The sequence below is a fragment of the Geodermatophilus sp. SYSU D00703 genome (genome assembly GCF_054050155.1).
This window is the reverse complement of the sequence record NZ_JBJGYU010000002.1, coordinates 15532-40695: the sequence shown is the minus strand read 5'-3', so window position 1 is coordinate 40695 and position 25164 is coordinate 15532. Positions and strand designations below refer to the sequence as shown.

Annotated in this window: 25 protein-coding genes and 1 riboswitch; of the genes, 10 read left to right on the top strand and 15 right to left on the bottom strand. The window is 74.3% G+C overall.

What is annotated here, in order from left to right:
• Positions 1–22: 22 nt before the first annotated feature.
• The 6 genes from ACI782_RS03700 to ACI782_RS03675 form a co-directional block, all read right to left on the bottom strand.
• Positions 23–199 (bottom strand): hypothetical protein, encoded by a 177-nt coding sequence (locus ACI782_RS03700; RefSeq protein ID WP_456906209.1) that lies wholly within the window; start codon positions 197–199, stop codon positions 23–25.
• On the bottom strand, positions 196–1311 hold the full coding sequence (locus tag ACI782_RS03695) for a winged helix DNA-binding domain-containing protein (RefSeq protein WP_456906207.1): 1116 nt from the start codon (positions 1309–1311) through the stop codon (positions 196–198). Before ACI782_RS03695 ends, ACI782_RS03700 begins: the two co-directional genes overlap by 4 nt.
• A gap of 33 nt (positions 1312–1344) precedes the next feature.
• On the bottom strand, positions 1345–1785 hold the full coding sequence (locus tag ACI782_RS03690) for a DUF1707 SHOCT-like domain-containing protein (protein WP_456906205.1): 441 nt from the start codon (positions 1783–1785) through the stop codon (positions 1345–1347).
• A 111-nt stretch (positions 1786–1896) separates the two neighbouring features.
• Complete coding sequence (locus ACI782_RS03685) at positions 1897–2094, bottom strand: DNA-binding protein (RefSeq protein ID WP_456906203.1); 198 nt, start codon at positions 2092–2094, stop codon at positions 1897–1899.
• A gap of 116 nt (positions 2095–2210) precedes the next feature.
• Positions 2211–3416 carry a globin domain-containing protein gene (locus ACI782_RS03680; RefSeq protein ID WP_456906201.1) on the bottom strand — a complete coding sequence of 402 codons (1206 nt, stop codon included), beginning with the start codon at positions 3414–3416 and terminating at the stop codon, positions 2211–2213.
• A gap of 95 nt (positions 3417–3511) precedes the next feature.
• Positions 3512–3931: a MarR family winged helix-turn-helix transcriptional regulator gene (locus ACI782_RS03675; protein ID WP_456906199.1), complete on the bottom strand. Its 420-nt coding sequence runs from the start codon at positions 3929–3931 to the stop codon at positions 3512–3514.
• 65 nt (positions 3932–3996) lie between these two features.
• Here ACI782_RS03675 and ACI782_RS03670 point away from each other — a divergent pair, with 65 nt between their 5' ends.
• From ACI782_RS03670 to ACI782_RS03660, 3 genes are all read left to right on the top strand, one after another.
• Positions 3997–5841, top strand: coding sequence for an ABC transporter ATP-binding protein (locus ACI782_RS03670; RefSeq protein ID WP_456906197.1), 1845 nt, complete (start codon positions 3997–3999; stop codon positions 5839–5841).
• A 95-nt stretch (positions 5842–5936) separates the two neighbouring features.
• Positions 5937–6563: a dihydrofolate reductase family protein gene (locus ACI782_RS03665; RefSeq protein WP_456906196.1), complete on the top strand. Its 627-nt coding sequence runs from the start codon at positions 5937–5939 to the stop codon at positions 6561–6563.
• 68 nt (positions 6564–6631) lie between these two features.
• Positions 6632–7615 (top strand): LLM class flavin-dependent oxidoreductase, encoded by a 984-nt coding sequence (locus tag ACI782_RS03660; protein WP_456906194.1) that lies wholly within the window; start codon positions 6632–6634, stop codon positions 7613–7615.
• Positions 7616–7688: 73 nt separating this feature from the next.
• On the opposite strand, the gene ACI782_RS03655 is transcribed toward ACI782_RS03660, so the two are convergent.
• The gene (locus tag ACI782_RS03655) at positions 7689–8129 is read right to left on the bottom strand and encodes an aggregation-promoting factor C-terminal-like domain-containing protein (protein ID WP_456906192.1); all 441 of its coding nucleotides are present in this window, start codon (positions 8127–8129) and stop codon (positions 7689–7691) included.
• 244 nt (positions 8130–8373) lie between these two features.
• Positions 8374–8534, bottom strand: a riboswitch (cyclic di-AMP (ydaO/yuaA leader).
• Positions 8535–8726: 192 nt separating this feature from the next.
• Here ACI782_RS03655 and ACI782_RS03650 point away from each other — a divergent pair.
• The 3 genes from ACI782_RS03650 (at position 8727) to ACI782_RS03640 (ending at position 11206) form a co-directional block, all read left to right on the top strand.
• Positions 8727–9812 (top strand): alkene reductase, encoded by a 1086-nt coding sequence (locus ACI782_RS03650; protein ID WP_456906190.1) that lies wholly within the window; start codon positions 8727–8729, stop codon positions 9810–9812.
• A gap of 84 nt (positions 9813–9896) precedes the next feature.
• Positions 9897–10451 (top strand): hypothetical protein, encoded by a 555-nt coding sequence (locus ACI782_RS03645; RefSeq protein WP_456906188.1) that lies wholly within the window; start codon positions 9897–9899, stop codon positions 10449–10451.
• Between the two features lie 521 nt (positions 10452–10972).
• Positions 10973–11206, top strand: a complete 234-nt coding sequence (locus ACI782_RS03640) for a hypothetical protein (protein ID WP_456906186.1) — start codon at positions 10973–10975, stop codon at positions 11204–11206.
• Positions 11207–11293: 87 nt separating this feature from the next.
• Here the strand turns inward: ACI782_RS03640 and ACI782_RS03635 are convergent, their stop codons facing one another.
• The 5 genes from ACI782_RS03635 to ACI782_RS03615 all read right to left on the bottom strand — a co-directional run bounded on the left by ACI782_RS03635 (position 11294) and on the right by ACI782_RS03615 (position 17688).
• On the bottom strand, positions 11294–11956 hold the full coding sequence (locus tag ACI782_RS03635; RefSeq protein ID WP_456906184.1) for an SRPBCC family protein: 663 nt from the start codon (positions 11954–11956) through the stop codon (positions 11294–11296).
• Positions 11953–14370 (bottom strand): aerobic carbon-monoxide dehydrogenase large subunit, encoded by a 2418-nt coding sequence (gene cutA / locus ACI782_RS03630; protein WP_456906182.1) that lies wholly within the window; start codon positions 14368–14370, stop codon positions 11953–11955. Before cutA ends, ACI782_RS03635 begins: the two co-directional genes overlap by 4 nt.
• A 34-nt stretch (positions 14371–14404) precedes the next feature.
• Positions 14405–14923: a (2Fe-2S)-binding protein gene (locus ACI782_RS03625; RefSeq protein WP_456906180.1), complete on the bottom strand. Its 519-nt coding sequence runs from the start codon at positions 14921–14923 to the stop codon at positions 14405–14407.
• A 76-nt stretch (positions 14924–14999) separates the two neighbouring features.
• Entirely contained in the window at positions 15000–15875 is an 876-nt protein-coding gene (locus ACI782_RS03620; RefSeq protein WP_456906178.1) for an FAD binding domain-containing protein, read from the bottom strand.
• 337 nt (positions 15876–16212) lie between these two features.
• A complete protein-coding gene (locus tag ACI782_RS03615) occupies positions 16213–17688 on the bottom strand; it encodes a uracil-xanthine permease family protein (RefSeq protein WP_456906176.1) in 1476 nt (491 codons plus the stop codon).
• Between the two features lie 163 nt (positions 17689–17851).
• Between ACI782_RS03615 and ACI782_RS03610 the strand changes: the two genes are divergently transcribed.
• The 3 genes from ACI782_RS03610 to ACI782_RS03600 all read left to right on the top strand — a co-directional run bounded on the left by ACI782_RS03610 (position 17852) and on the right by ACI782_RS03600 (position 21500).
• Positions 17852–19351 carry an FdrA family protein gene (locus ACI782_RS03610; protein WP_456906174.1) on the top strand — a complete coding sequence of 500 codons (1500 nt, stop codon included), beginning with the start codon at positions 17852–17854 and terminating at the stop codon, positions 19349–19351.
• Positions 19348–20757, top strand: a complete 1410-nt coding sequence (locus tag ACI782_RS03605; protein WP_456906172.1) for a DUF1116 domain-containing protein — start codon at positions 19348–19350, stop codon at positions 20755–20757. The genes ACI782_RS03610 and ACI782_RS03605 overlap by 4 nt, the downstream gene beginning before the upstream one ends.
• 134 nt (positions 20758–20891) lie before the next feature.
• Complete coding sequence (locus ACI782_RS03600) at positions 20892–21500, top strand: hypothetical protein (protein ID WP_456906170.1); 609 nt, start codon at positions 20892–20894, stop codon at positions 21498–21500.
• 3 nt (positions 21501–21503) lie between these two features.
• Here the strand turns inward: ACI782_RS03600 and ACI782_RS03595 are convergent, their stop codons facing one another.
• Positions 21504–22259, bottom strand: coding sequence for a DUF2470 domain-containing protein (locus ACI782_RS03595; RefSeq protein ID WP_456906168.1), 756 nt, complete (start codon positions 22257–22259; stop codon positions 21504–21506).
• A 70-nt stretch (positions 22260–22329) separates the two neighbouring features.
• Between ACI782_RS03595 and rpsD the strand changes: the two genes are divergently transcribed.
• Positions 22330–22932, top strand: a complete 603-nt coding sequence (gene rpsD, locus ACI782_RS03590) for a 30S ribosomal protein S4 (RefSeq protein WP_456906166.1) — start codon at positions 22330–22332, stop codon at positions 22930–22932.
• 76 nt (positions 22933–23008) lie between these two features.
• Here the strand turns inward: rpsD and pcaD are convergent, their stop codons facing one another.
• Together pcaD and ACI782_RS03580 are read right to left on the bottom strand one after the other, a co-directional pair.
• The gene (gene pcaD, locus ACI782_RS03585; RefSeq protein WP_456906164.1) at positions 23009–23773 is read right to left on the bottom strand and encodes a 3-oxoadipate enol-lactonase; all 765 of its coding nucleotides are present in this window, start codon (positions 23771–23773) and stop codon (positions 23009–23011) included.
• The gene (locus tag ACI782_RS03580) at positions 23774–25117 is read right to left on the bottom strand and encodes a PP2C family protein-serine/threonine phosphatase (protein WP_456906162.1); all 1344 of its coding nucleotides are present in this window, start codon (positions 25115–25117) and stop codon (positions 23774–23776) included.
• Positions 25118–25164: the final 47 nt, after the last annotated feature.

The window sequence follows — 25164 nt, the reverse complement described above, 5'->3', positions numbered from 1 at the left end:
CAGCCGGATCTCGGCACCGCCGTCAGCCCTCCCCGAGCTCGCGCTCGACGGACCCGCGGCCGGCGTCCTCCACCACGTCCTCGCGCGGGGCGACGGTCTCGGCCGGGCGCTCGACGTCGTCGGCGCCGGGGCCGGCGTCCTCGTCGAAGTCCCGCAGTGCGTCGTCGGGCGCCAGGAAGGCGTCGTCGGGACCGGTCATGGCTGCTCCTCTCCAGCGAACGTGACGTCCTTGAGTGTTGCCTGCCGGAACGCGGCCAGCCGCTCGGCCTGCGCCGCGACCGCCTCCTGCAGCGCCGTCGTCGGTGACCGCCACGGCTCGACGGCGACGGTGAGCGACGAGCCGGACTTCCGCGGCCGCCACGTGCCGGCGACCTCCCCGTCCACCAGCACCGCGCCGGGCCGGCCGAGCACCGGCCACAGCGTCGTGGCCCGCGCGGCGTCGGGCACCAGCAGGTCGCGGTCCCGGCCCTGGAGGAACAGGTCGAACGGGCCCAGCAGCCGCGTGCCGGACGCGGCCGGGACCTCGCCGAGCCGGTCGGCGTCCTCGGCGAGCAGCCAGCGCCGCTCGCCGTCCACCGTCACCTCGACGGCGTCCGCGGGCCAGTGGGCCTGCACGTCCTTGACCGGGGCGTCGAGGTACCCGGCGACCAGCTTCGGCGTCGCCGGGCCGAGCAGCCGCAGGCAGCCCCGGACGACGTCGAAGCGCGGCGGGACGGTCTCGGCCGGCCGCAGCCCCGGCACTGGGCGGAGGACCGGCGGAGAGGTGCCCGGCTCGAGCTCCAGCCCGGCGCGCAGCGCGGCCAGCCGGAACGGCTGCTCGTACAGGTGCGTGGCGTCGCAGGGCCGGCAGTACCGCAGGTAGGGCTCCGGCATGAGTTCGGCCAGCCGCCCCGACATCTCGCCCTTGACCATGGGCGCGGTCACCAGCGACCGCATCGCGGCGGCGACGGCGTCGAGGGCCTCGAGGTTGCCGATGCCGGCGGCCTTGAGCGGCCTCGCGGCGTCGAAGATGCGCTTGCCGGCGTCGGCGTCGGAGAACGGCGCGGTGGCCGCGGCGACCGAGGGTAGGTCCTCGCGCCGGTACAGGTGCGGAGCGCCCCGGATGGTCCAGACGGTCGCCAGCGCGCCGTCCGGCAGGTCCGCCACGTCGACGCCGCGCAGGGCGAGCGCCCACAGCCCGCCGTCCGGGCCGGTGTCCTGCACGCCCAGGTCGAGCACCGCGGTGTCGGCCGGGCTGCCGGTCGCGCGGTCGAGCTGCTGGGCGTGCACCCGCAGGTCCAGGACCTGCCGGCGGGTCAGGGAGAGGGCCACCCGGGGGACGCTAGCGGCGGGGGACGACGGCCGTCAGCGTCTCGGCCGGCCGATGCCCACCGCGTAGAGCACCGCGAGGACGGCGCCGGGCGGGGCGGCCACCCAGATCCACCAGGGGTGCACGAACTCACCGGAGGTTCCCGACACGAGCACCCACGCGACCAGGTTCACCGCAGCGATGCTGGCGAAGACGATCGTGAGCACCCGCATCGCCATGCCGCCGGCGTCGTCGGAGAACGCGCCGCCCAGCGGCAGCCGCCGGGGCGCCGGCGGCGCGGGTGGCGGCTCGGGCAGGTCCCGGGTGACGTGGGCGAGCTCGCCACGGGTGCGCGCGGCCCACACCGACTGCACCCGGGCGTCGAACTCGTGCAGGTCGAGCTGCCCGGCCGCGACGGCGCGGCGCAGCCGCTCCTGGACGGCGGCCCGCTCGGTGTCCGAGACGCGCAGCTCGTCGGGGCGCACCGGATCGGTCACGCCGCCGATCGTGGCACCCCGCGCCGCGCGATCGAGCCCGCACAGCTCCGGTGCGCGTCGAGTCGCACGAAGTCGCAGGCCGCGCTGATCGGCTCCGGCGACGAGCCGTCGTCAGTCCCCCGCGAGCGCCAGTCCCCGCTCGCTCAGCTCCGCCCGCAGGAGCCGGACCGCCTTCGGGCCCACGCCGTGCAGGGCCAGCAGCTCCTCCTCCCGACGGCGGGCCACCTCCGACAGCCGGGAGATCCCGGCCGCGCGCAGCGCCCCGAGCGCCGGGCGGCCGATGGCGGCGGGCAGGTCGTCGTCGGTCATGTCAGCGCAGACTCCCCGCAGCCCGAGAACTCATCCGTCGGGCCTGGGGCCGCCCGCCGGCCCCGTCCAGGGCACCGCCCCGAGCGTGCGAGGGGGTGGGAGGACGGGGTCCTCTCTCAGTCGGCGTCGGCCTGCCACAGGTCAGGACCGAACACCTCGTACTGGATGTCGCGCGCGGACACGCCCTGGTCGAGCAGCGTCTGGCGGACCGCCTTCATGAACGGCAGCGGGCCGCACAGGTAGTAGACGGCGTCGTCGGGCAGGTCGACGTCGGAGAGGTCCATGACCCCCTCGTGGACGCCGTCCACCGGCAGGCTGCTCTGGGCGCCCCGCTCGAACCACACGTGCACCCGGCCCTCGGGCAGCGTCCGGACGTCGTCGACCACCTGCTGCCGCAGCGCCCAGGACGCCTCGTCGACGTCGGCGTGCAGCAGCGTCACCTCGAGGTGGGAGCCGGCCGCGACCAGGTGGGAGAGCATGCCGGCCATCGGGGTGACACCGATGCCCGCGCTGGCGAACACGGCCGGCCGCGAGTCGTCGAGGACGACGTCCCCGAACGGCAGGGACATGGTGATCGTGTCGCCGACGTCGCACCGGTCGTGCAGCAGGTTGGAGACCTCGCCGTCGGGCTTCTCCCCGCCGTGCACGCGCTTCACCGCGAACGAGCGGTGCTCGCCGTCGTCGGCCCGGGTGAGGCTGTACTGGCGCGGCTGGGCGACGCCGTCGGGCATGTCCACCCGCACCGTGACGTACTGGCCGGGCAGGGAGGTCTTCACCAGCCGGTCGTCGATCCGCTTGCAGGTGAACCGGACGACGTCGTCGGTCTCGCGGACCTTCTCGATGACCTCCCAGTCGCGCCAGACCGTCTCCGCGCGGACCCCGCGGGCGCTGTAGAGGCCGCGCTCCTGGTTGATCAGCGCGTAGGCCATGAGCCAGTAGACCTCGTCCCAGGCGGCGGCGACCTCCGGCGTGACGGCGTCCCCGAGGACGTCGACGATCGCCCAGAACAGGTTGTCGTGGACGACCTGGTACTGCGCGGGCTGGATGCCCAGCGAGGCGTGCTTGTGCGCGACCCGGCTGAGCAGGTGCTCGGGCAGGTGGTCGGGGTGGTTGACCAGGGCGCTGGCGAACATCGCCACCGAGCCGGCCAGCGCCTGCTGCTGGGTGCCCTCGGCCTGGTTGCCGCGGTTGAACGTGCCGTTCAGCAGTTCCGGGTGCTCCCCGAACAGGTGCTGGTAGAAGCGCTCGGCGATCTTGCCGATGTTCTCGCCGACCACCGGCAGGGTGGCCTCGATCACGGGCTTGGCCTTCTCGGAGAGCACGGCGGGTCCTTCCCCTCGGGTGGCGTGACGGGTCCGTCACGCGCAACACCCGTAGCCCGCGAGCGCCGCGAGTACGCATGCGCTGCGCACTCGGGTCACTCGGCGGCGAGCGAGCGCAGGATCCGGGCGAGTGCGGCGCGGTCGGCCGGGTCGAGTCGGGTGAAGAGGTCCCGGGTGTCGGCCGCGCGTGCCGCGGCGACCTCACCCTGCACCCGCCGCCCGGCGTCTGTCGGCGTGAGGACGACGGCCCGCCGGTCGGTGGGGTCGGGGGAGCGGGTGACCAGGCCGCGGGCCTCGAGAGCGTCGGCGACCTCGGTGGCCGAGCGCGGCGCGATGTGCAGCGCCTCGGCGAGATCCGACAGCCGGGTGCCCTCCCGCGTGCAGACGACGCGCAGCGCGCGGGCCTGGTGCGGGGAGAGGTCCCAGGGCGCCAGGGCGTCGCTCCAGCGATGGCGTTGCGCGCGGGCCACCCGCAGGAGCAACTCGCCCAGCACCTCGGCGTCGTCGTCGGCCACGGCGGGAATCCTCCGTCCACTGCTACGGTTCCCTTATCGTGAGGTTACCTCAGTAAACCGGGGAGGTGGTCGTCGTCGACGTGCTGACCAGAGGCGGCGGGGGCGGGCGCTTGGGGCGCACCGTCGACCCGGCCGACCGTGCCCAACTCGAGCGCTCACCCGTCCCTCTGCGCCGGGTGGCCGCCCTCTTCGCCCCCCACCGCTGGCAGGTGGCCGCGGTCGTGGTGCTCATCGTCTGCGCCTCGGTCGTGGCGCTGGCCTCGCCGTTCCTCGTCCGGCTCGTGATCGACGAGGCGCTCCCGCGGCAGGACGTCGCCCTGCTCGCCTGGGCGGTCGCCGGGATGGTGGCGGTCGCCGGCACCACCGCCGTCCTGGGCGTGGTGCAGACCTGGTTGTCCACGACGGTCGGCCAGCACGTCATGCACGGCCTGCGGACGGCGGTCTTCAGCCACCTGCAGCGCCAGTCGCTGGGCTTCTTCACCCGCACCCGGGGCGGGGAGGTGCAGTCGCGGCTCACCAACGACATCGCCGGCATGCAGTCGGTGGTCACCTCGACGGCGACCTCGCTGGCGTCCAACGCGACCACCGTCGTCGGCACCGTGCTCGCGATGGTGGCGCTGTCCTGGCGGCTGTCCCTGCTGTCCCTCGTCGTCCTACCGCCGGCGGTGCTGCTCACCCGCCGTGTCGCGCGGATGCGGCGCACCGTCACCGCCCAGCGGCAGCGCGCGCTCGCGGACCTGCACGCCCAGGTGGAGGAGGGGCTGTCGATCAGCGGGGTGCTGCTCGGCAAGACCCTCGGCGCCGGGCCCGCGCAGTCGCGCCGGTTCGCCGACACCTCCTCCGGGCTGGTCGGCCTCGAGGTGCGCTCCCAGCTGGCCGGCCGCTGGCGGATGGCGACCATGAGCATCGTGTTCGCCGGCATCCCGGCGGTGATCTACCTGGCTGCGGGCCTGCCGGCGACATCCGGCGGCATGACCATCGGCACCCTCGTCGCCTTCACCACGCTGCAGACCGCGCTGTTCCGCCCGCTCATGCAGCTGCTCGACGTCGGGGTCTCGGTGACCAGCTCGATGGCGCTGTTCAGCCGGGTGTTCGAGTACCTCGACCTGCCGGTGGAGATCGACGACCCCGCCCACCCGGTGCCGCTGGACCCCGCCGCGGTCCGCGGCGAGGTGCGCTTCGAGGACGTCTCCTTCACCTACCCCGACGGGCACCGGCCCGCGCTGGCCGACGTCGACCTGGCGGTGCCGGCCGGGACGACGCTGGCGCTGGTGGGGGAGACCGGCTCGGGCAAGAGCACGCTGGCCTCGCTGGTCGCGCGGCTGGCCGAGCCCACGGCCGGCCGGGTGACGATCGACGGCGTCGACGTCCGCGACCTCTCCCTCGCCACGCTGGCCCAGGTCGTCGGCGTCGTCGCGCAGGAGACCTACCTGCTGCACGCGACGGTGCGGGAGAACCTGCGGCACGCCCGGCCCGACGCCACGGACGCCGAGGTCGAGGACGCCGCCCGCCGCGCCCAGGTGCACGACGTCATCGCCGCGCTGCCCGGCGGCTACGACACCGTGGTCGGCGCGCGCGGGCACCGGTTCTCCGGCGGGGAGAAGCAGCGGCTGGCGATCGCCCGCACGCTGCTGCGCGACCCGCGGGTGCTGGTGCTCGACGAGGCGACCAGCGCGCTGGACACCGCCACCGAGCGAGCGGTGCAGGCGGCCCTCGACGAGGCCTGCCGCGGCCGGACGACGATCACCATCGCCCACCGGCTGTCCACCGTGCGCGGCGCCGACCGGATCGCCGTCCTCGCGGCGGGGCGCGTCGTGGAGCGCGGCACGCACGAGCAGCTGCTCGCCGCCGGCGGCCGCTACGCCGAGCTGGTGGCCGCCGCCGACCGGGACGTCGCCCTGGCCGCGTGAGCGCGGACGCCGGCCCACCGATGAGCAGGCGGCGCGGACGCCGTCCTACCGGGGAGACCGGTCACCGCGGCCGGCCGGACCCGAGGAGGGACTCGATGCGACCGCTCGTCGTCACCACGTTCGTCACGCTGGACGGCGTCATGCAGGCCCCCGGCGGACCCGGCGAGGACCCGGAGGGCGGGTTCTCGTACGAGGGCTGGCTGGTGCCGCACTTCGACGACGACCTCGGCACCCAGATGGAGGAGTGGTTCGTCCCGGCGCAGGACTTCCTGCTCGGCCGGCGCACCTACGACATCTTCTACGCGTCCTGGCCGAAGATGCGCGACGAGAGCAGCGCGGTCTCGACCGGCCTCAACGACAAGACCAAGTACGTCGCGTCGCGGACCCTCACCGCGGTGGAGTGGGAGACCGCACGGCTGCTGGAGGGCCCCGTGCCCGCCGCCGTCCGGGCGCTCAAGGCCGAGGACGGCGGTGAGCTGCAGGTGCACGGCTCGGCCGGGCTGGTGCAGACGCTGCTGCACGAGGACCTGGTCGACGAGCTGCGGCTGGTCGTCTTCCCGGTCACCCTCGGCCAGGGCAAGCGGCTGTTCGGCGAGGGGGCGGTCCCGCGCACCTGGCGGCTGACCACGTCGAAGGCGACCGGCTCGGGCGCGCTGATCGCCACGTACCAGCGGGCCGGCGAGGTGGAGACCGGCTCGGTGGGGCCCGAGTACGAGGAGTGACACACCCGGGAAGGGCAGCGGCGCCGGATCGGTTGCTCGTGGCAACACCACGCGAGAGGTACCGCCCCATGAGCACCCCGCTGTCCATCCTCGACCTGGCGCCGATCGCCAAGGGCTCGACCGCGGCCGACAGCATCGCCGCCAGCGTCGCGCTCGCGCAGCGCGCCGAGCAGACCGGCTACCGCCGGGTCTGGTACGCCGAGCACCACAACATGCCGCAGATCGCGTCGTCGGCGACCAGCGTGCTGATCGCGCACGTCGGCGCGCACACGTCCTCCATCCGGCTCGGCGCCGGCGGCGTCATGCTGCCCAACCACGCGCCGCTGACCATCGCCGAGCAGTTCGGCACCCTCGACGCGATGTACCCGGGCCGGATCGACCTGGGCCTGGGTCGGGCCCCCGGCTCGGACCAGAGCACGATGTACGCGCTGCGCCGCGACCCCCGCTCGGCCGACCGCTTCCCGCAGGACGTCCTCGAGCTGCAGGCCTACCTGGCCGGCGACTCCCGGGTGCCCGGCGTCGACGCGATCCCCGGAAAGGGCTCGCACGTGCCGCTGTACGTGCTGGGCTCGTCGATGTTCGGGGCGACGCTGGCCGCCGCGCTCGGCCTGCCGTACGCGTTCGCGTCGCACTTCGCCCCGGCGATGCTCGAGCCCGCGGTCGCGGCCTACCGGCGAGAGTTCCAGCCGTCCGAGCAGCTCGCCGAGCCCCACGTCATCGCCGGCGTGAACGTCGTCGCGGCCGACACCCGCGCGGCGGCCGAGGAGGCCTACGCCGCCGTCCGCCGGACGCTGGCCGTCGGGCTCTTCGGCCGCGGCCGCTCGCTGACGGACGACGAGGCGCGGCTGCTGCTCGAGGGCGGTGCCGGCCTGCACGTCGACACGATGCTGACCCACACCGCCGTCGGGACCCCGGCCGAGGTGCGCGAGTACCTCCAGGGCTTCGCGAAGCAGGCCGACGCCGACGAACTGATCGTGGCGCACCAGTTCCCCGGCACGGAGGGCCGGCTGCGCTCGGTCGAGCTCACTGCCGAGGCCATGGCGACCGGCTGAGGCCATGGCGACCGGCTGAGGTCGGCCGGAGGGCCCGCGCCGCGCGGGGAGCGGGCCCTCGGTGTCTCGCGGCTCAGTACCAGCCGCTGGTCCGGGAGTGCTGCCACGCCCCACAGGCGCTGCCGTACCGCTTCCCGATGTAGATCAGCCCGGCCTTGATCTGCCGGTACGGGTCCGACGTCTTGCGGATGCCGGTCATGGCCCAGGTCGAGTCGAGGAACTGGGGGATGCCGTACGCGGAGCTCCTCGGGTTCTGGGCGTGGGGGTTCCAGCCGCTCTCCCGTTCCCAGAGCTGGTCGAGGCAGCCGAACTGGGTCCGGTTGCCACCGACCTGGCCCAGGGCGTGGTCCTTGTAGGCCTGCTTCTCGCCGGCGCTGATCCCGGCCAGGCCGTGGCTCCCCTCTGCCCGGGCGACCGACTGGGCGGCGGGGGCCAGAGCGAGGGCGAGGGTCAGGACACCGACGGCGGCGAGCCGGTGCAGGGAGCGCGGTCGGTGGGTGTGCTGGTTGTGCATGGTGCGGGTTCCTCGTGTTGTGCGGTGCCCGGCACCATCGGCGCCGGGGCGTGCGGGACCGGCCGCGGCGGTCGCCGTGTCGTCAGCTGGGCGCGCGGCACCGGCCGGACACGGGCGCCCGGCGAGGAGCCGTCGACCGACACTGCGTGCCGTGCGGCTGGTCCCTGGGGGTGGGCAGGCGGGACCGCGACGGTCCCGGACCTGGAGGGCGCGGGGGGTCGAGGCCCCGGGCGCGGTGGTTCTCCTTCTCTCCCCGGGCCGCCTACCGGGTCAGCTGACGGGTTCGGGCTGGGAGTGCCCTACCCGCTCCCGGATGATGCCCGGGAGCGGGACTCACCCCGGGTGGTGCGGGTGGGTCCCCGGCTCGCGCCCACTGCGGTGGGAGCGACTCGGCGGCGTCCGGCGCGGGCTCCCCAGGCTCGGGAGGCGACGATCGGCCGGACGCAGTCACCGTAAGAACGCCTCACACATCCCGCCACTCGACGGCCGACGATCCACTGTGGCGGCATAGTGGGTCTCGCGAGGCGCGCGTCACTGTGAGCGCCGTGACGGTCGCCGGCCGGAATGGCGACCCCTCCGTCGAGCGTCGAACTCCCCGTGGACCTGTTCTCCCCCGTGACCCTGGGCGACCTCGAGCTCGCCAACCGCGTCGTGATGGCCCCGCTCACCCGCATGCGCTCCGGCGCCTCCGGCGTCCCCGGCGACCTCGTCGTCGAGCACTACCGGCAGCGTGCCGGCGTCGGGCTGATCGTCACCGAGGGCACCTACCCCAGCCCCGAGTCGCAGGCGTTCGTCGGCCAGCCCGGCATCGTCACCGACGAGCAGGTCGAGGGCTGGCGCCGCGTCGCCGAGGCCGTGCACGCCCGCGGCGGCCGGATCGTCATGCAGGTCATGCACGGCGGCCGGGTCACCCACCCCGACGTCAACGGCGGCCGCCGCGTCGTGGCGCCCAGCGCCATCGCCATCGACGGCGAGGGGCACACGGAGAAGGGCAAGCAGCCCTACCCGGTGCCGCACGCGCTCACCGTGGCCGAGGCCCGCGACGTCGTGCAGGACTTCGTCTCCGCCGCCCGCCGCGCGATCGAGGCCGGCCTCGACGGCGTGGAGATCCACGGCGCCAACGGCTACCTGCTGCACGAGTTCCTCTCCCCGGCGTCCAACCGGCGGACCGACGAGTACGGCGGGTCCCCCGAGAACCGGGCGCGCTTCGTCGTCCAGGTGGTGACGGCGGTGGCCGCGGCGATCGGCGCCGGCCGGGTCGGCCTGCGGATCTCGCCCGAGCACGACATCCAGGACGCCCTCGAGACCGACCGGGACGACGTCCGCGCGACCTACGGCGCGCTGCTCGACCAGCTCGCCCCGCTGGGCCTGGCCTACCTGTCGGTGCTGCACCGCGAGCCGGCCGGGGAGCTGGTGCAGGAGCTGCGCCGGCGATTCGGCGGCCCGCTGATCGCCAACAGCGGCTTCGGCGCCGTCACCACGCGCGAGGAGGCGGTGCAGCTGATCGAGGCCGCCCACGCCGACGCGGTCGCCGTGGGCCGTCCGGTCATCGCCAACCCCGACCTGGTGCAGCGCTGGGCCGGCGAGCACCCGGAGAACGAGATCCGGTCGCACCTGTTCTACGCGGCCGGCCCCGAGGGCTACACCGACTACCCGCCCCTGCAGGACCGCCGGGCGAGCTGACGCCCTGTGCACCCAGCGCGGTCCGGCGCCGTCCGGGACCGCGCTGGGTGCACACCACGCTCTCGGACCGGGTACGGGAGCCGCGTGGACCTCGACGACGTCGTGCCGGCCGCCGACCACGTCACCCGCCAGGCCCAGTGGATCGACGCCCCGCCGACGGCGGTGTGGGCGGAGCTGCACCGGGTGCGGATGTCCCGGCTGCCGGTGACCACGGTGCTCAGCGCCGCCCGCTTCCTGCCGGTCGTGCTCGCCGGGCGCGGCCTCGGGCACCTCCGCGACCGGCCGTTCCTCGACGCCGTGCCGGTGCCGCTGCTCTCCTCGGAGCCACCGGCCTCGGCCGTGTTCGGTGGCGTGCTGCAGGCGTGGCGGCTCTCCGGAGGGGAGGCCCCACCGGCGCTCGACGCCGACGGGGTGCACCGCTTCGCTGAGCCGGGCTGGGTGAAGGCGGCGATGGACTTCCGGCTGACGCCGTCCCGCGGCGGCACGGAGCTCAGCTCGGAGACGCGTGTGGCGGCGACCGACCCGGCCACGCGGCGGCGCTTCGCCCGCTACTGGCGGGTGATCCGGCCGGGCAGCTCGGCGATCCGGTGGGAGCTGCTGGCCGCCGTCCAGCTCCGCGCGGAGGCCCGCGCCTCGTGACGGCGGTCAGCCGTCGAGTGACGCTGTTCGGGACGGCGTTCGCGGCTCTGTTCACGGCGCTGACGGCCGGCGTGCTCCTGACGATGCTCGACGGCGTCGCCTGGGACGCGCCGGGCGGCCCATCGGCGCGGTGGGGGCGCCGGCGCGGCGTTCGCGGTGACAGGCGGGCGTGGATGCGGCCCTGGCACACACCCCCGCGGCGTTGACCGGCCTCTACCCAGGTGGTGCTGGGCGTCATCCCGGTGGTGTCGGGCTTCAAGGCGGAGATCGGCGAGAAGCTCGATCCGGCGGACGCCGTGCTGAACCTGGGCCAGGGTGCGGAGTAGACGCAGTCGATCCTCGTCCTCGTCGCCTGGGTGGTCGTGCCCGCGGTGGCCGGCTGGGCTTCACCCACCGCCGCGCCCTGCAACAGGCAGGCCGAACAAGCCAAGGGCTCCGCGGTGGGCTACCCGTGTCCCTCTTGAGTCACGTCACACGAGTCGCGATCCCTGAATGGGCGAACACGCACAGAGACTGTGTGCATGGACTTCTTCAACGCCTCAGTCCAGGACTTAGCCATCCTGGCGCCCTGGATTGCGGTGGCGGGCATCGTGGGGGGAGCGCTCGCCTTTGCGAGCAAACTCATGGCTCTCTGGGCGAAGGACGAGAGTGGGTCCGGGCGCAGAGAGAAGGTCGCCGCACGCCTCGACCTCTACAGCTCCCTCGTGGTTGCTGCCACCGGCCTTGGCGCGCTGATTGCGGTACTGACTGCCTAGCCTGTCGATCCATCCAACGACGAAGTGCGACATCACGCTGCGGGCCCTCTCGAGTCGATCGAGAGGGCCCGCAGTACGTCGGCGAAGTCAACCCCTGCGGCGGCCCAGGAGCCAGCCGACGAGGACGCCGAGCAGCGTGAGCCCGGCACCGCCGAGAGCGCCCGTCACCAGGGTCCGGACGTCGGACGGCGCGGCGGGTGCAGCAGCGGCCCGGCCCGCGAACACCGTGGGCGCAGCGGCAGCAGGGGTGGCCTCAACGGCGGCGGGAGCCGCAGCGGCCGGAGCCGCCGCGGCCGGCGCCGGAGCGGCGACCCCGGTCAGCTCGTCGTCGATCGCCTTGAAGAACTGCCCGGCCATCCGCTTGGCCACGCCGGTGATCATCCGCTGGCCCACGCCCGCGACCGGGCCGCCGATCACCGCGTCGGCCGAGTAGGTCAGCGTCGTCGTCCCGGCGTCGGTCGGCTCCAGGTTGATCGTCACCTGCGCCCGTGCGTTCCCCGGGGCACCCGCGCCGGACGCGTGCATCACGTAGGACTTCGGCCGCTCCTGGTCGGTCAGCCGCACCTCGCCGGCGTAGGTGCCCTTGATCGCCCCGACCCCGACCGAGACGTTCATCTTGTACTCGTCGGCGCCGACCTGCTCCAGCGACTCGCACCCGGGGATCGTGCGGGCCAGCACCGCCGGGTCGGTGATGACCGACCACACCTTCTCCGGGTCGGCGTGCAGCACCGCAGAGCCGTCGAGGTTCACGCACTCACTCCTGTCCTGCGGGCGGACGCCGCCGTCCGCTCCGAATCGGGGGATCGCATCAGGTCGTACAGCTGGGTGGGGGACAGCGGCATCGCCGCGATCCGCCGTCCGGTCGCGTCCTCGATGGCCGAGGCGATCGCCGCCGTCCCGGGGATGACGCCCGCCTCGCCGGCGCCTTTGATGCCCAGCGGGTTCAGCGGCGACGGGGTCTCCTGGTGGTCGATGACCACGTCCGGGACCTCCGAGGCGTACGGCATGAGGAAGTCCATGAACGACGCGTTCTGCAGCTGCCCGTCGGCGTCGTAGGCCATCCGCTCGTACAGCGCGCCGCCCACGCCCTGCGCGACGCCGCCGTGCACCTGGCCCTCGACGATCATCGGGTTGACCACGTTGCCGCAATCGTGCACCACCGCGTACCTCACGACGTCGATCTCCCACGTCGCCGGGTCGATCTCCACGACCGCCGCGTGCGCGCCCGAGGCGAAGGTCGACCGGATCGGCGAGTAGTAGTCGCGGTGCTCCAGGCCCGGCGCGTCGCCCTCGGCCACCGGCGGCTTGGAGTCGTCGTGCGTGGCGAACTGGGTGGCCTGCTTGGCCGCCTCGTCGAACGCGTAACGCAGCGGGTTGGACAGGACGGCGACCGTCCGCAGCGGGATGGAGGCCCCGGGGGTGCCCTTCACCTGCACGACGCCGTCGTCGATGTCCAGGTCCCCGGCGTCGACCTCGAGGACGTCGGCGGCGATCCGCAGCGCCTTCTCCCGCACCCCGCGGGCGGCCAGCGCGATCGCGTTGCCGCTCATGACCGCCGCGCGGGAGGCGAACGTGCCCACCGCGTACGGGAAGCGGCGGGTGTCGCCGGTCGTCACCTCGACGTCCTCGATCGGCACCCCGAGCTCGGAGGCGACGATCTGCGCGAACGACGTCTCGTGGCCCTGGCCCTGCGTCGTCAGCCCGGTGGAGACCAGCACCTTGCCGCTGCCGAGCACCTGCACGTGCCCGCCCTCGTAGGGGCCGGGGCCGGTGCCCTCCACGTACATCGCCATCCCGACGCCGAGCAGCTTCCCGCGGGCCTCGGCGTCCGCGCGCAGCTCCTCGGCCTGCTCCCAGCCGACGAGGGCGCGCAGCTTGTCGAGCAGCCCCGGGTAGTCGCCGGAGTCGTAGATGACCGGCCGGCCGTCCTGGAACGTCAGCCGGTGGTCGTAGGGGAACTGCTCGGGCCGGATCAGGTTCCGCTCCCGGACGACGGCCCGGTCCAGGCCGAGGGCGTCGGCGATGCGGTCCATCGTCCGCTCCATCGCGTAGCAGCCCTGCGGGCGCCCGGCGCCGCGGTACGGCGTCACGATGACGGTGTTGGTGAAGACGCTCTCGACGATGACCTTGTACACGGGGATGGCGTACGGCCCGACCAGCTGGGTCGCGGTCACGATCGGCACGATGATCCCGTAGGGCGTGTACGCGCCGTTGTCGTGCCAGATGTGGACGTCGAGCGCGGTGATCCTCCCGTCGTCGTCGTACCCGACGGTGATCTGCTGCCGCTGCTGCCGCTCGTGGGCGCTGGAGATGAAGTGCTCGCGGCGGTCTTCGGTCCACTTGACCTCGGCCTGCAGCGCGATCGCGGCCATCGGCACCAGCAGCTCCTCCGGCCACGGGTGCACGATCTTCACGCCGAAGCCGCCGCCGACGTCGGGCGCGATGACCTCGACCGCGTCCAGCGACAACTCCAGCTTGGCCGCGATCGCCGCGCGCACCGACGTCGACGCCTGGGTGCTGGTGTAGACGCGCAGGCTCCGGTCGGCCGCGTCCCACCGGGCGTGCACGCCCTTGCCCTCCATCGGCATGCAGGCGCTGCGTTCGATGTACTGCGTGAACGACAGCGTGTGCGGGCTGGCGGCCAGCGCCGGCGCGACGTCCCCGGTCTCCTGGTGGTGCCGGGCGGCGACGTTGTCCGGGATCTCCTCGTGGACGGCCACCTTGGCCTCCCGCGCGGCGTCCACCCCGACGACGGGCGGCAGTTCCTCGTAGGTGACGACGATCCGCTCGGCGGCGTCCTCGGCGAGGTACCGGTCGGTGGCCACCACCATGACGATCGGCTCGCCGACGTGGTTGACCTCGCCGTTGGCGAGCGGGTAGCCGGTGCGCGGGGCGTGCAGCTGCGGGTGCGGGATGAGCACGGGCAGCGGCTCGGCGAGCGGGCCGGTGAGGTCCTCGTAGGTGTAGATCGCGACCAGGCCCTCGACGTCGAGCGCCGCCTCGACATCGACGTCGACGATGCGGGCGTGCGCGTGCGGACTGCGCACGAAGGCGGCGGCCAGCGTCCCGGTGGAGCCGATGTCGTCGAGGTAGCGGCCCCTGCCGGTGATGAGCCGGGCGTCCTCGCGCCGCCGGACCGGCTCCCCGAACAGCTTCGTGGTCACCGCCGTCCCTCCCCGAGCCTTGCGCCCTGCCGCGTCACCGGGCGTCCTGCATCGCCGCGGCCGCGTGGCGGACCGCCTTCTTGATGTTCGCGTAGCCCGTGCACCGGCAGAGGTTGCCGCCGACCAGCTCGTCGACCTCCTCCTCGGTGAGCTCGGCCGCCACGTCGCGGTTCTCCAGCCCGGCCTTGATCGTCATGAGGAAGCCCGGCGTGCAGAACCCGCACTGGAGGGCGTGGCACTCGCGGAAGGCCTCCTGGACCGGGTGCAGCACCTGGCCGCCCCGGCCGTCGTCGCGGGCCAGGCCCTCGACGGTCTCCACCGTTGCCCCGTCCACCTGGACGGCGAGCACCAGACAGGAGCGCACCGGGGCACCGTCCACGACCACGGTGCAGGCGCCGCAGACGCCGTGCTCGCAGCCGACGTGCGTGCCGGTCAGGCCGAGGTCGTGGCGCAGCGCGTCCGACAGCAGCCGGCGCACCGGCACGGTCGCCTTCCGCGGCACACCGTTCACGGTGACGGTGATCGTGCGCTCGGCGTCGACGGGGACGGTCATGCGGCGGTCCTCTCGGTGCTCATGGCTCGGTTCCGGCCTCGCTCCGCTCCTCGGTCGCTAGCGCTCCCTGCGATGCTCACTCGCCCGTCACCTTTGCGATCGCCTCGGCGGCGGCCTCTGCCAGCGTTCGTTCGGTCAGGACGCCGACCAGCAGGCGGCGGTAGTCCGCGCTGGCGTGCAGGTCGCCGTCCGGGTCGACCAGGGTGCGGGCCAGCGCGCCGGCGGCGGCCCAGTCGGCCTTCTCGACCGGCGCTCCCGCGACGGTCTCGGTGAGGTCGTGCACCTCGGGCACCAGCCCGACGGAGATGTAGGCGGCGCGGGCGGCGGTCACCCGCCGGGACTCGTCGAGCGTGACGACGACGCCGGCGCCGCAGACGGCGTAGTCGCCCTTGCGGCGGGCGACCTCGGCGAAGGCGGTGCCCGAGCGGTCGGGCAGGGCCGGGAAGAACGCGGACGTGACGATCGAGGGCCCGGACAGCGAGGTCTCCAGCGGGCCGACGAACAGGTCGCCCCAGTCCACGTCCCGGGTGCCCGCCGGCGTGGCGACGGTGACCGAACCACCGGTCAGGGCCAGGACCGAGGTCATCTCGCCCGAGGGGTCGGCGTGCGCGATGGAGCCGACGGTGGTCCCGCGGTTGCGGATCGCGGGGTGGGCGACGTTCGCGGTCGCCCGCGCGAGCAGCGGCTGCACGCCGGCGGCGTCGTCGGAGAGCAGGCGGGCGTGGCGGACGAGCGCCCCCACCCGGACGCCGTCCGCGGTCGCCTCGACGGTGTCGAGGCCGGGCACGCGGTTGATGTCCACGAGCGTGGCCGGCGCGGCCAGCCGCATCGACAGCAGCGGGAGCAGCGACTGGCCCCCGGCGAGCACCTTCGCGCCCTCCTCCGCGGCGAGGACCTCGAGGGCCTCGTCCAGGGAACGGGGGTCGGCGTAGCGGAACGGAGCGGGCTTCACCGGTCGACCGCCCCCCGGCTCCCCCGCGGGGTGTCGTCCCGGCGGAGCTTCCGACGCAACGCCACGAGTGCCTCCTTGCCGCGCTCCTCGCCGACTCCCCGAGGGACCCTGCCGGCCGGTCGGGTGGTGCTGGGCCGACGAGCGTCGGCCGCACCGGCGAGGTGTCAGCGTGTCACGGGGCTGATCACGGCGGAAGTACCTCAGCGCTAAATCTTCGTGTCGGCGACCCGTGCCGTGCGGGTCCCCGCGGCCGGCCCCTGAGCAGCGGAAAGGGCCCCGCCACGAGGTGACGAGGCCCTTCCCAGGAGTGCGGGACCGCGGGCGGTCCCGCGCGGGTTCACGACGTGCGCGTGCCCTTGCCCGGCGTCCGGGAGCTCGGGATGCCGGGCCGGCCGACGTCGTCGACCGACGACGGGTCGGCGCTGACCTCCTCGCCGTGGACGTGCCCAAACGACGACGCCGCGGCCGGGTGGACGCCCTCGCGGGCGAGCGCGGCCTTCATCTCGGCCGGGGCCAGCACGCGGGCCACGTGCCAGAAGACGACGGCGACGATCGCACCGAACGCGATGCCCGACAGCGAGAAGGTGTCGGTGATCTGGAGGGTGACGTTGCCGATCGCGATGATGATGCCCGCGGCCAGCGGCACCAGGTTGATCGGGTTGGCGAAGTCGACCCGGTTCTCCTTCCAGATCTTCGCGCCGAGCAGGCCGATCATCCCGTAGAGGACGACGGTGATCCCGCCCAGGACGCCGCCCGGGACGATGTTGATCAGGGCGCCGAACTTCGGGCACAGGCCCAGGAGGATCGCCACGATCGCGGCCACGTAGTAGGCCGCGGTGGAGTAGACCCGCGTGGCGGCCATGACGCCGATGTTCTCGGCGTACGTGGTGGTCGGCGAACCGCCGACCGACGTCGCGACGACGGTGGCGACGCCGTCGGCGGCGATCGCCCGGCCCATCACCGGGTCGAGGTCGCGCTTGGTCATGGCGGCGACGGCCTTGACGTGGCCGGCGTTCTCCGCGATCAGGGCGATGACGGCCGGCAGCACGAGCAGCGAGAAGTTCAGCGAGAAGCTCGGCGCGATGAAGTCCGGCAGACCGAACCAGTCGGCCTGACCCACGGCGTCGAAGTTGATCCGCTCGCGGGTGGAGACGGTCCCGGTCCCGTCCGGCGAGGTGATCGGCCCGGTGGTGACGTCCAGCAGCACCGACAGCAGGTAGCCGAAGATCAGCCCGAGCAGGATGGAGATGCGGGCCCAGAAGCCGCGCAGCAGCAGCGAGGCGACGATGACGAAGACCATCGTCGCCAGGCCGACCCACTGGTCCTGGGGCCAGTACACCCCGGCCACCACGGGCGCCAGGTTGAACCCGATCAGCATGACCACCGCGCCGGTCACTGCCGGCGGGAGCACGGCGTTGACCACCCGTGCGCCCATGAAGTGGATGATCACGCCGACGAGCGCCAGGACGACGCCGGAGACGAGGATCGCGCCGACGACGTCGGAGGAGTCCCCGCCCTGCGCCCGGACGGCGACCACGCCGCCCACGAACGAGGCGCTGGTGCCCAGGTAGCTGGGGACCTTCCCGTTCACGATGAGCAGGAAGATGATCGTCGCGATCCCGCTCATCATGATCGCCAGATTGGGGTCGAGCCCCATGACGATCGGGAAGACGAACGTGGCGCCGAACATGGCGACCACGTGCTGGGCGCCGATACCGACCGTGCGCGGCCACGACAAGCGCTCGTCGGGCGCGACGGCCTCGCCCAACGGCGGGGTCTTGCCGTCCCCGTAGAGCTTCCAACCGAACGCCATGAGTGCCTCCTCGACGTGCACCACAGACCTGGTCCCGGCCGGTCGACGGACGTTGCCGGCGCCGGGGACGCGTCAATCTGTCACGCTGCGGGAGGCGCGCGGAAGTACCTCAGTGCTAAATCGTTATTGCCAAGATGTCTCAGCGCTGAGATAAATTGTGGGGGTGAGCGCCCCTCCCTCCGGTACCGGAGTCCGGCACGTCTCCCTCCGCAGCGGCGTCTACGCCGACTCGGTCAAACTCATGCAGGTCAGCCGCGACATCGGCGCCCTCGACGGGGTCTCCGCCGTCGTGGTCGCGATGGCCACCCCGCTGAACCTCGAACTGGCCGCGAACACGGGTCTCGCACCCGATGTCGAGGCCTCTCCCGACCAACTGCTCATCGCGATCGCGGCGACGGACGACGAGGTCCTGGCCGGCGCGGTCGCCGCGGTCGACGCCGCGCTGGCCGCCCGCGAGCGCTCCGGTGGCACCGCCGAGGCCATCCCGGCGCGCACGATCGGCGGGGGACTCGACGCCCTGCCGACCGAGGGCTCCGCGCTGGCCATCGTCAGCGTGCCCGGCCAGTACGCCGTCGCCGAGGCCGCCGACGCGATCGCCGTCGGCCGCAGCGTGCTGGTCTTCTCCGACGGGGTGCCGGTCGAGCACGAGGTCGCGCTCAAGCGCGCCGCGCACGACGCGGGCGTCCTCGTCATGGGGCCCGACTGCGGGACGGCGATCGTCTCCGGTGTCGCCCTCGGCTTCGCCAACGTGGTGCGCAGCGGCCCGGTCGGGCTGGTCGCCGCCTCCGGCACCGGTGCCCAGCAGGTCTCCTGCCTGCTCGACATGGCCGGGGTCGGCGTCAGCCACGTCCTCGGCGTCGGCGGCCGCGACCTGTCGGGGGCCGTCGGCGGGCTGGCCACCCTCGACGCCCTGGCCGCCCTCGACGCCGATCCGGCCACCGAGCGGGTGCTGCTGGTCTCCAAGCCCCCGGCGCCGTCCGTGGCCGCCGCGGTCGAGGAGGCCGCCGCGCGGCTGTCGGTGCCGGTGCGGTCCGCGGCCCTCTCGCCCCAGACCCCCGACCTCACCGCCGCCGTCGAGGCGCTGCTCACCGACATGGGCGCCGAGGTGCCGCAGTGGCCGTCGCGGCCCGGGCCGCAGGAGACACCGGTGCCCGGCGCGGTGCTCAAGGGCCTGTACTCCGGAGGCACCCTCGCCGACGAGGCGATGCTCATCGCCGCGCCGGTGCTCGGCGACATCCGCTCCAACACCCCGCTGCGGCCGGAGCTGGACCTCGGGACGGACCTGTCCGCCCGCGGCCACGTGGTCGTCGACTTCGGCGACGACGCACTCACCGTCGGCCGCGCGCACCCGATGATCGACCCGACGCTGCGACTCGAGGCGATCGCCGCCCTGGCCGCCGAGGGGGAGCCCGCGGTGCTCCTGCTCGACGTCGTCCTCGGGTACGGCGCCGACCCCGACCCCGCCGCCACGCTCGCGCCGGCGCTGCGGGCGGCGCGCGCGTCCCGGACGCTGCCGGTCGTGGTCGCGCTGGTCGGCACCGAGGGCGACCCGCAGGGCTGGAGCCGCCAGGCCGACGCCCTCGCCGCCGCCGGTGCCGCCGTCTTCGCCTCCAACGCCGCGGCCACGCGGTACGCCCTCGACCTGCTGGGAGCACTGCGATGACCCTGGGAGAGCTGCTCTCCGCCCCGCCGGTGATCGTCGCCGCCGGCGTCGACGTCTTCTCCGACGCGCTGCGCGCCCAGGGCGCCGAGGTGCACGACGTCGACTGGCGCCCGCCGGGCTTCGGCGACCCGGTCGACCTCGCCGCGCTGGCCCTGGACCGGCGCCGCGCCACGGCCAACCGCACCGCGGTGGAGCGGGTCATGGCCGCCGGGTCACAACTGGTCGACGTCCGGCCGGTCCGCGACGTGCTCGACCTCCCCGACCGCACGCTCCTGCACGCCGGCCCGCCGATCGCGTGGGCCGACGCCAGCGGCCCGCTGCGCGGCGCACTGATCGGCGCCTGCCTGTTCGAGGGCTGGGCCGACACGGCGGAGGAGGCCGAGCGGCTCCTCGCCGCCGGGGAGATCACCCTCGACCCCTGCCACCACCACCGGACGGTCGGCCCGATGGCCGGCGTCACCAGCCCGTCGATGTGGGCGTGGTGCCTGCAGGACCCGGTCCACGGGGGGCAGGCGTTCTGCAACCTCAACGAGGGCCTGGGCAAGGTCCTGCGGATGGGCGCCTACAACGACGAGGTGCTCACCCGGCTGCGGTGGATGCGCGACGTCCTCGGGCCGGTGCTGCAGGCGGCGGTCCGCTCGATGGCCGAGCCGCTCGACGTCAAGGCCGTGCTCGCGCAGATGCTGCAGATGGGCGACGAGGGCCACAACCGCAACCGCGCCGGCTCGCTGATGACCCTGCGCGATCTCTCGCCGGCGATCGTGGAGGTCGACGCACCGGCGTCCGACATCGCGGCGGTGCTGCGCTTCATCGGCGGCAACGAGCACTTCTTCCTCAACCTCGGCATGCCGACGGCGAAGCTGGCGATGGACGCGGCGCGGGACGTCCCGGGCTCGACGATGGTCACGGTGATGGCCCGCAACGGCACGGAGTTCGGCATCCAGACCGCCGGCACCGGCGACCGCTGGTTCACCGGCCCGGCGCAGACCCCGGTGGGCCTCTTCCTCGGCGACTACGGCCCCGAGGACGCCAACCCCGACATCGGCGACTCCGCGATCATGGAGACCTACGGCGTCGGCGGGTTCACGATGGCCGCGGCGCCGGCGATCGTCCGGTTCGTCGGCGGCACCGTGCCCGACGCGCTGGCCACCACCGAGCGGATGTACTCCCTCACCCTCGCCGAGAACCCGGCGATGCAGGTGCCGATCCTCGGCTTCCGCGGGGCGCCGACCGGCATCGACGTCCTCGAGGTGGCCCGCACCGGCTGGCTGCCGCAGATCAACACCGGCATGGCCGGGCGCGTGGCCGGCACCGGCCAGGTCGGCGCGGGCCTGGTGCAGCCGCCGCAGGAGTGCTTCGAGCAGGCGCTGGCCGCCCTCGCCGGGGAGCTCCGCGCCGCGGCGTGACGCGGATCGAGTCCTGCGCACGCGTGACCATCAGCGGCCGATGGCCACGAGTGCGCGGGACTCGCCGTGTCGGGGCCGGCGGGCGTGCAGGCTCGTGTAGCTGATCCCGCCCCGAGGGGGCCACGCTGCGGGGCATGTGGAGCACGAGCTGGCCGCACGGCGAGCCCGATGAGGAGTACTACCGGCGGATGAGTGCGCCGGGGAACGAGATCCCGGTTGCCCTGTCCGACAACCTGCTGCTGGCCCGTACGCACGACGTCGCGATCGCCCTGGTCGGGCTGCAGGTCTACACGACGGGGATCTCCTTCGACCTGTCCGTGCGGGTGCGGCCCGGTGCCCTGCCGGGGACCGACGTCCAGCAGCTGCTCTGGCGGCACGGTCCAGGCGCGCCGGCGTTGCTCGTCGGTGTCGAGCTGGCCGACGGGACGCGTGTCGACAACGTCCCACGGCAGGAGCCCGGCGAGGACATCGTCTTCACGGAGAGCAGCGGCTCGGCCGACGAGCGCTCCGCCACCCAGACCTGGTGGCTCTCCCCGGTGCCGGGGGAGGGCTCGCTGCGGGTGGTCGTCCGCTGTCCCGAGCTCGGCATCACCGAGACCGCCGTCGAGCTGGACGCGACCCCGATCCGGCAGGCCGTCGAGCGGGTCGTGGAGCTGTGGCCGTGGGTGCCACCGGAGCTGAGCGATCCCGAGCCCCCGCAGCGGCCGGACCTCCCCGACGACAGCTGGTTCGCCCACCGCTGAGGCTCAGTCGCGCGGGCAGGCCAGCAGGGCCGTGACCGCCGCCGCGAACTCGCCGGGGCCGGTCAGCGGCCCGGGGAACGCCGTCCGCAGGTCATAGCAGCCGCGCCGGTGCTCCACCCGGAACAGGACGCCGAACCGGTCGACGCCGAGCAGGTGCACCGCGTCGTCCCCGGTCCACGCCCGGACCCGCACGCACAACTCAGCGAGCGGCTCGGCGCAGTCGGCCAGCAGGTCGTCCTCGGCGGCGCCGAGCGGGTCGGGCCGGGCGGCCGCGTAGTCCTCGGGCGTGATCTCGCTGCACCCACCGCCCTCGTGCAGGAGGACCTCCGCGAGGTCGAGCCGCAGCAGCGTGGCTGTGAGCCCGACGTCGAGGAGGACGTCGGCCGGGCAGGCCTCGGCGAAGGCGAGCACCCGGTCGGGCTCGTCGCGGACCGGCACGGGGGTGAGCCACCCGGCCAGCTCCAGCCGCGCCCGCAGCGGGTTGCGCAGCGGCAGCGGCGAGCGCGCGGTCACCGTGACGCGCGCCGCCAGGTCGCCCTCGGGTGCGCGGGCCACGGCGTCGGCCAGGCCGCCGGCGCGTGGCACGACGACGAGCACCTCGCCGTCGGCGGTGGTGGTCGCGGCCAGCAGGTGGCTGGTGCCCAGCCCGAGGGCGGAGACCGAGGCGGCGGGCCGGGTGGCGACCGTGCGGGCCCGCTCGGCGGCGCGGGGCACGGCGGCCCGGTCGGTGTGGGGCGGGGTCGGGCGGCCGGAGGTCATGGCGTCCCTCGGGGTCGACGGCGGGGAGCTCCAGAGGAGTAAGGTGAGCCTAACCAAACCAGGAGGTCCCGTGAACACCCCGCGCCCCAGGACCCGGCTCAGCCGCGCGCTGGGCATCCCGCTGACGCCGAAGGCGGTGGCCTACTTCGAGCGCCGCTCCTACCCGCCGGGTGAGCACGGCCGCAAGCGCAAGAGCACCAGCGACTACAAGACCCGGTTGCTCGAGAAGCAACGGCTGCGGGCGCAGTACGACATCAGCGAGACCCAGCTGCGGGCCGCGTTCGACCGGGCGAAGCGCTCCGGCGGCAAGACCGGTGAGGCGCTGATCCAGGACCTCGAGTCGCGGCTGGACGCCACCGTCCTGCGCGCCGGCTTCGCCCGCACCATCTACCAGGCCCGGCAGTTCGTCACCCACCGGCACGTGCTGGTCAACGGCAAGCGGGTGGACCGGCCCTCCTACCGGCTCCAGCCGGGTGACTTCGTGCAGATCACCGCGAAGTCACGCGCCAAGGAGCCGTTCCTCGTCGCCGCCTCCGGTGCGCACGCCGACGCCCCGGCCTACCTGTCGGTCCGGCTGGCCGACCTGGTCGCCCGGGTCGAGCGGGTGCCCGCCCGTGAGGAGGTCCCGGTGGTGTGCGAGGAGCAGCTGGTCGTCGAGTACTACTCCCGCTGACCGGTCGTGGGATCTGCACGGTGGCGCTCTCGGGCCGCCCGACGGCGCCACCGTGCAGATCTCGGCCGAGGGGCGCTCAGCCCAGCAGGTGGCGGGTCAGCGCCGCGTTCACCGTCTCCGGGTCGGTGGCGTTGGGCAGGTGCGCCGCCCCCGGGACGACGACGAACTCCGCGCCCGCGATGCCGTCGGCGATCACCCGCACCATCTCCGGCGGGGTCGCCGGGTCCTCGGCGCCGGCCACCACGAGCGTCGGGGCGGAGATCTCGCCCAGCCGGCTGCGGACGTCGAACGCGCCGATCGCCTCGCAGCAGGCGGCGTAGCCCTCGCGCGGGGTGTCGCGCAGCACCTGCAGCAGCCGCTCGGCGTCGTCCGGGTGCTCCCGTGCCCACTGCTCGGTGAACCAGGTGCCGGTGCGCGAGGCGACCAGCGGCTCGGTGCCCTGCTCGCGCACCTGCTGCGCGCGTGCCGTCCACGACGGCGGGTCGGCGAACTGGGCCGCCGAGGCGATGATCGCCAGCTTCTCCAGCCGCTCGGGCACGGTCAGGGCCAGCTGCTGGCCGATCGCCCCGCCGATCGAGACCCCGGCGTAGGAGAACCGCTCGACCCCGAGCCGGTCCAGCAGCGCGAGGACGTCGGCGGCGAGGTCGGCCATCGTGCACGGGCCGGGCACGACCTCCGAGCCGCCGTGCCCGCGCAGGTCGAAGCGGACCACGCGGAAGTCCTCGTCGAACACCTCGGCCTGGGCGTCGAAGAGCCCGGTGTCGGTGCCCAGGGAGGGGCCGAGCACGAGGGTCGGCGCCCCCTCCTGGCCCTCGTCGATGCAGTGCAGGCGTGCGGTCATCTACAGAGCTCTCCTGGGGACGGCGGCGCTGCGGGCCGCCTCGAGGGTGAACCGGTGCTGGTCCCATCCAACCGCCGGCGGGCGCCCAGTACGAGCACCGGACCCGCTCGACCCTGTACCGCCACCCCTCATCGGTGCGGGCCGGCTCGTCGGCGTAGCGCCCGGCGGCCACGTGCGGGACGCCGTCGACGACGCTGGCCGAGGCGCCGACGGAGGTGGTGGGCGCCGCCCTGGACCGCCGCCCGACCTCGGCGGCCGGCCCTGGCGCGCAGGCGGGAGGCGGACGGCGAGCAGGGCCACGTCGTCCTCCCGGCCGCCCAGCTCGCGCAGGACCGTGTCGCAGACCCGCTCGAGCGGTTCGTGGCCGATCCGCTCCAGCGTCGCGACCAGCCCGGCGAACCCGTCGTCCAGCGGCGCGTCCCGGCGCTCCACGAGGCCGTCGGTGTAGAGGACGAGGGTGTCCCCGGGGTCGAGCGCGACCTCGTGGTCGTCGCGCCGGGCCGTGCGGACGACGCCGAGCAGCGGGTCTACCGGGCGCTCGAGCAGCAGCGCCCGCCCGTCGGCGCGGACCAGGACCGGCGGCGGGTGCCCGGCGTTCGACCAGCGCAGCAGCGCACCGCCGTCGGGCCGCAGGTCCAGCGTCGCCACGACCACGGTCACCGGCGTCGCGACGCCCAGGTCCGCGAACGCGCCGTCGAGGGCGGTGAGGACGGCGGACGGGGTGCGGGGCCCGGTCTGCGCCAGGCCGCGGAGCATGCCGCGGGTCTGCGCCATCAGGGCCGCGGCCGGGGCGTCGTGGCCGGTGACGTCACCGATGGCGAGCATCGTCGTCCCGTTCCCGAGGCGGAAGGCGTCGTACCAGTCCCCGCCGACCTGCGCGTGCCGGCCGGCCGGCACGTAGCGCACGGCCGCCTCCAGGGGCGCGACGTCCGGCGGGTCCCCGAGCAGGTGCCGCTGCAGGGTCTCGGCCGTCTCCACGACCGCCCGGGCGGCGGCCGCCTCGGCCCTGACCCGGGCCAACTGGTCCTCCCGCCGCAGCCGCATCGTGCAGGCGGCCATCGCGACCAGCCCGGCGAGAGCGGTCAGCAGCAGCCGGGCGAGGTGGAAGGGCAGGGCCTCCGGGGTGTACTGCCGGTCATAGACCCCGAGCACGGCCGCCACGACGAGGGCCAGCACCCCGTACGTCGCGGTGGCCCGACGGCCGAGGAAGGACGCCGCCACCAGCGGTGCCATGACCACGAGCCCCACCACGGTCTGTCGACGTCCGGCGACGAGGTCGAGGAGGACGACCAGGACGAGGAACACCGCGGGCAGCGCCCGCTGCACCCGGGTGGACCCGTTCACTCGGCGCGCTCCCGTCCGGCCTGGCCGCAGTGCCCGGCCGACACGGT

Excerpts from the sequence above, each read along its gene's own strand:
- ACI782_RS03685 (WP_456906203.1), bottom strand. The coding sequence starts at position 2,094 with ATGACCGACGACGACCTGCCCGCCGCCATCGGCCGCCCGGCGCTCGGG.
- ACI782_RS03615 (WP_456906176.1), bottom strand. The coding sequence starts at position 17,688 with ATGGCGTTCGGTTGGAAGCTCTACGGGGACGGCAAGACCCCGCCGTTG.
- ACI782_RS03640 (WP_456906186.1), top strand. The coding sequence starts at position 10,973 with ATGGACTTCTTCAACGCCTCAGTCCAGGACTTAGCCATCCTGGCGCCC.
- ACI782_RS03595 (WP_456906168.1), bottom strand. The coding sequence starts at position 22,259 with ATGACCTCCGGCCGCCCGACCCCGCCCCACACCGACCGGGCCGCCGTG.
- ACI782_RS03665 (WP_456906196.1), top strand. The coding sequence starts at position 5,937 with ATGCGACCGCTCGTCGTCACCACGTTCGTCACGCTGGACGGCGTCATG.
- ACI782_RS03625 (WP_456906180.1), bottom strand. The coding sequence starts at position 14,923 with ATGACCGTCCCCGTCGACGCCGAGCGCACGATCACCGTCACCGTGAAC.
- pcaD (WP_456906164.1), bottom strand. The coding sequence starts at position 23,773 with ATGACCGCACGCCTGCACTGCATCGACGAGGGCCAGGAGGGGGCGCCG.
- ACI782_RS03700 (WP_456906209.1), bottom strand. The coding sequence starts at position 199 with ATGACCGGTCCCGACGACGCCTTCCTGGCGCCCGACGACGCACTGCGG.
- ACI782_RS03605 (WP_456906172.1), top strand. The coding sequence starts at position 19,348 with ATGACCCTGGGAGAGCTGCTCTCCGCCCCGCCGGTGATCGTCGCCGCC.
- ACI782_RS03660 (WP_456906194.1), top strand. The coding sequence starts at position 6,632 with ATGAGCACCCCGCTGTCCATCCTCGACCTGGCGCCGATCGCCAAGGGC.
- ACI782_RS03655 (WP_456906192.1), bottom strand. The coding sequence starts at position 8,129 with ATGCACAACCAGCACACCCACCGACCGCGCTCCCTGCACCGGCTCGCC.
- ACI782_RS03600 (WP_456906170.1), top strand. The coding sequence starts at position 20,892 with ATGTGGAGCACGAGCTGGCCGCACGGCGAGCCCGATGAGGAGTACTAC.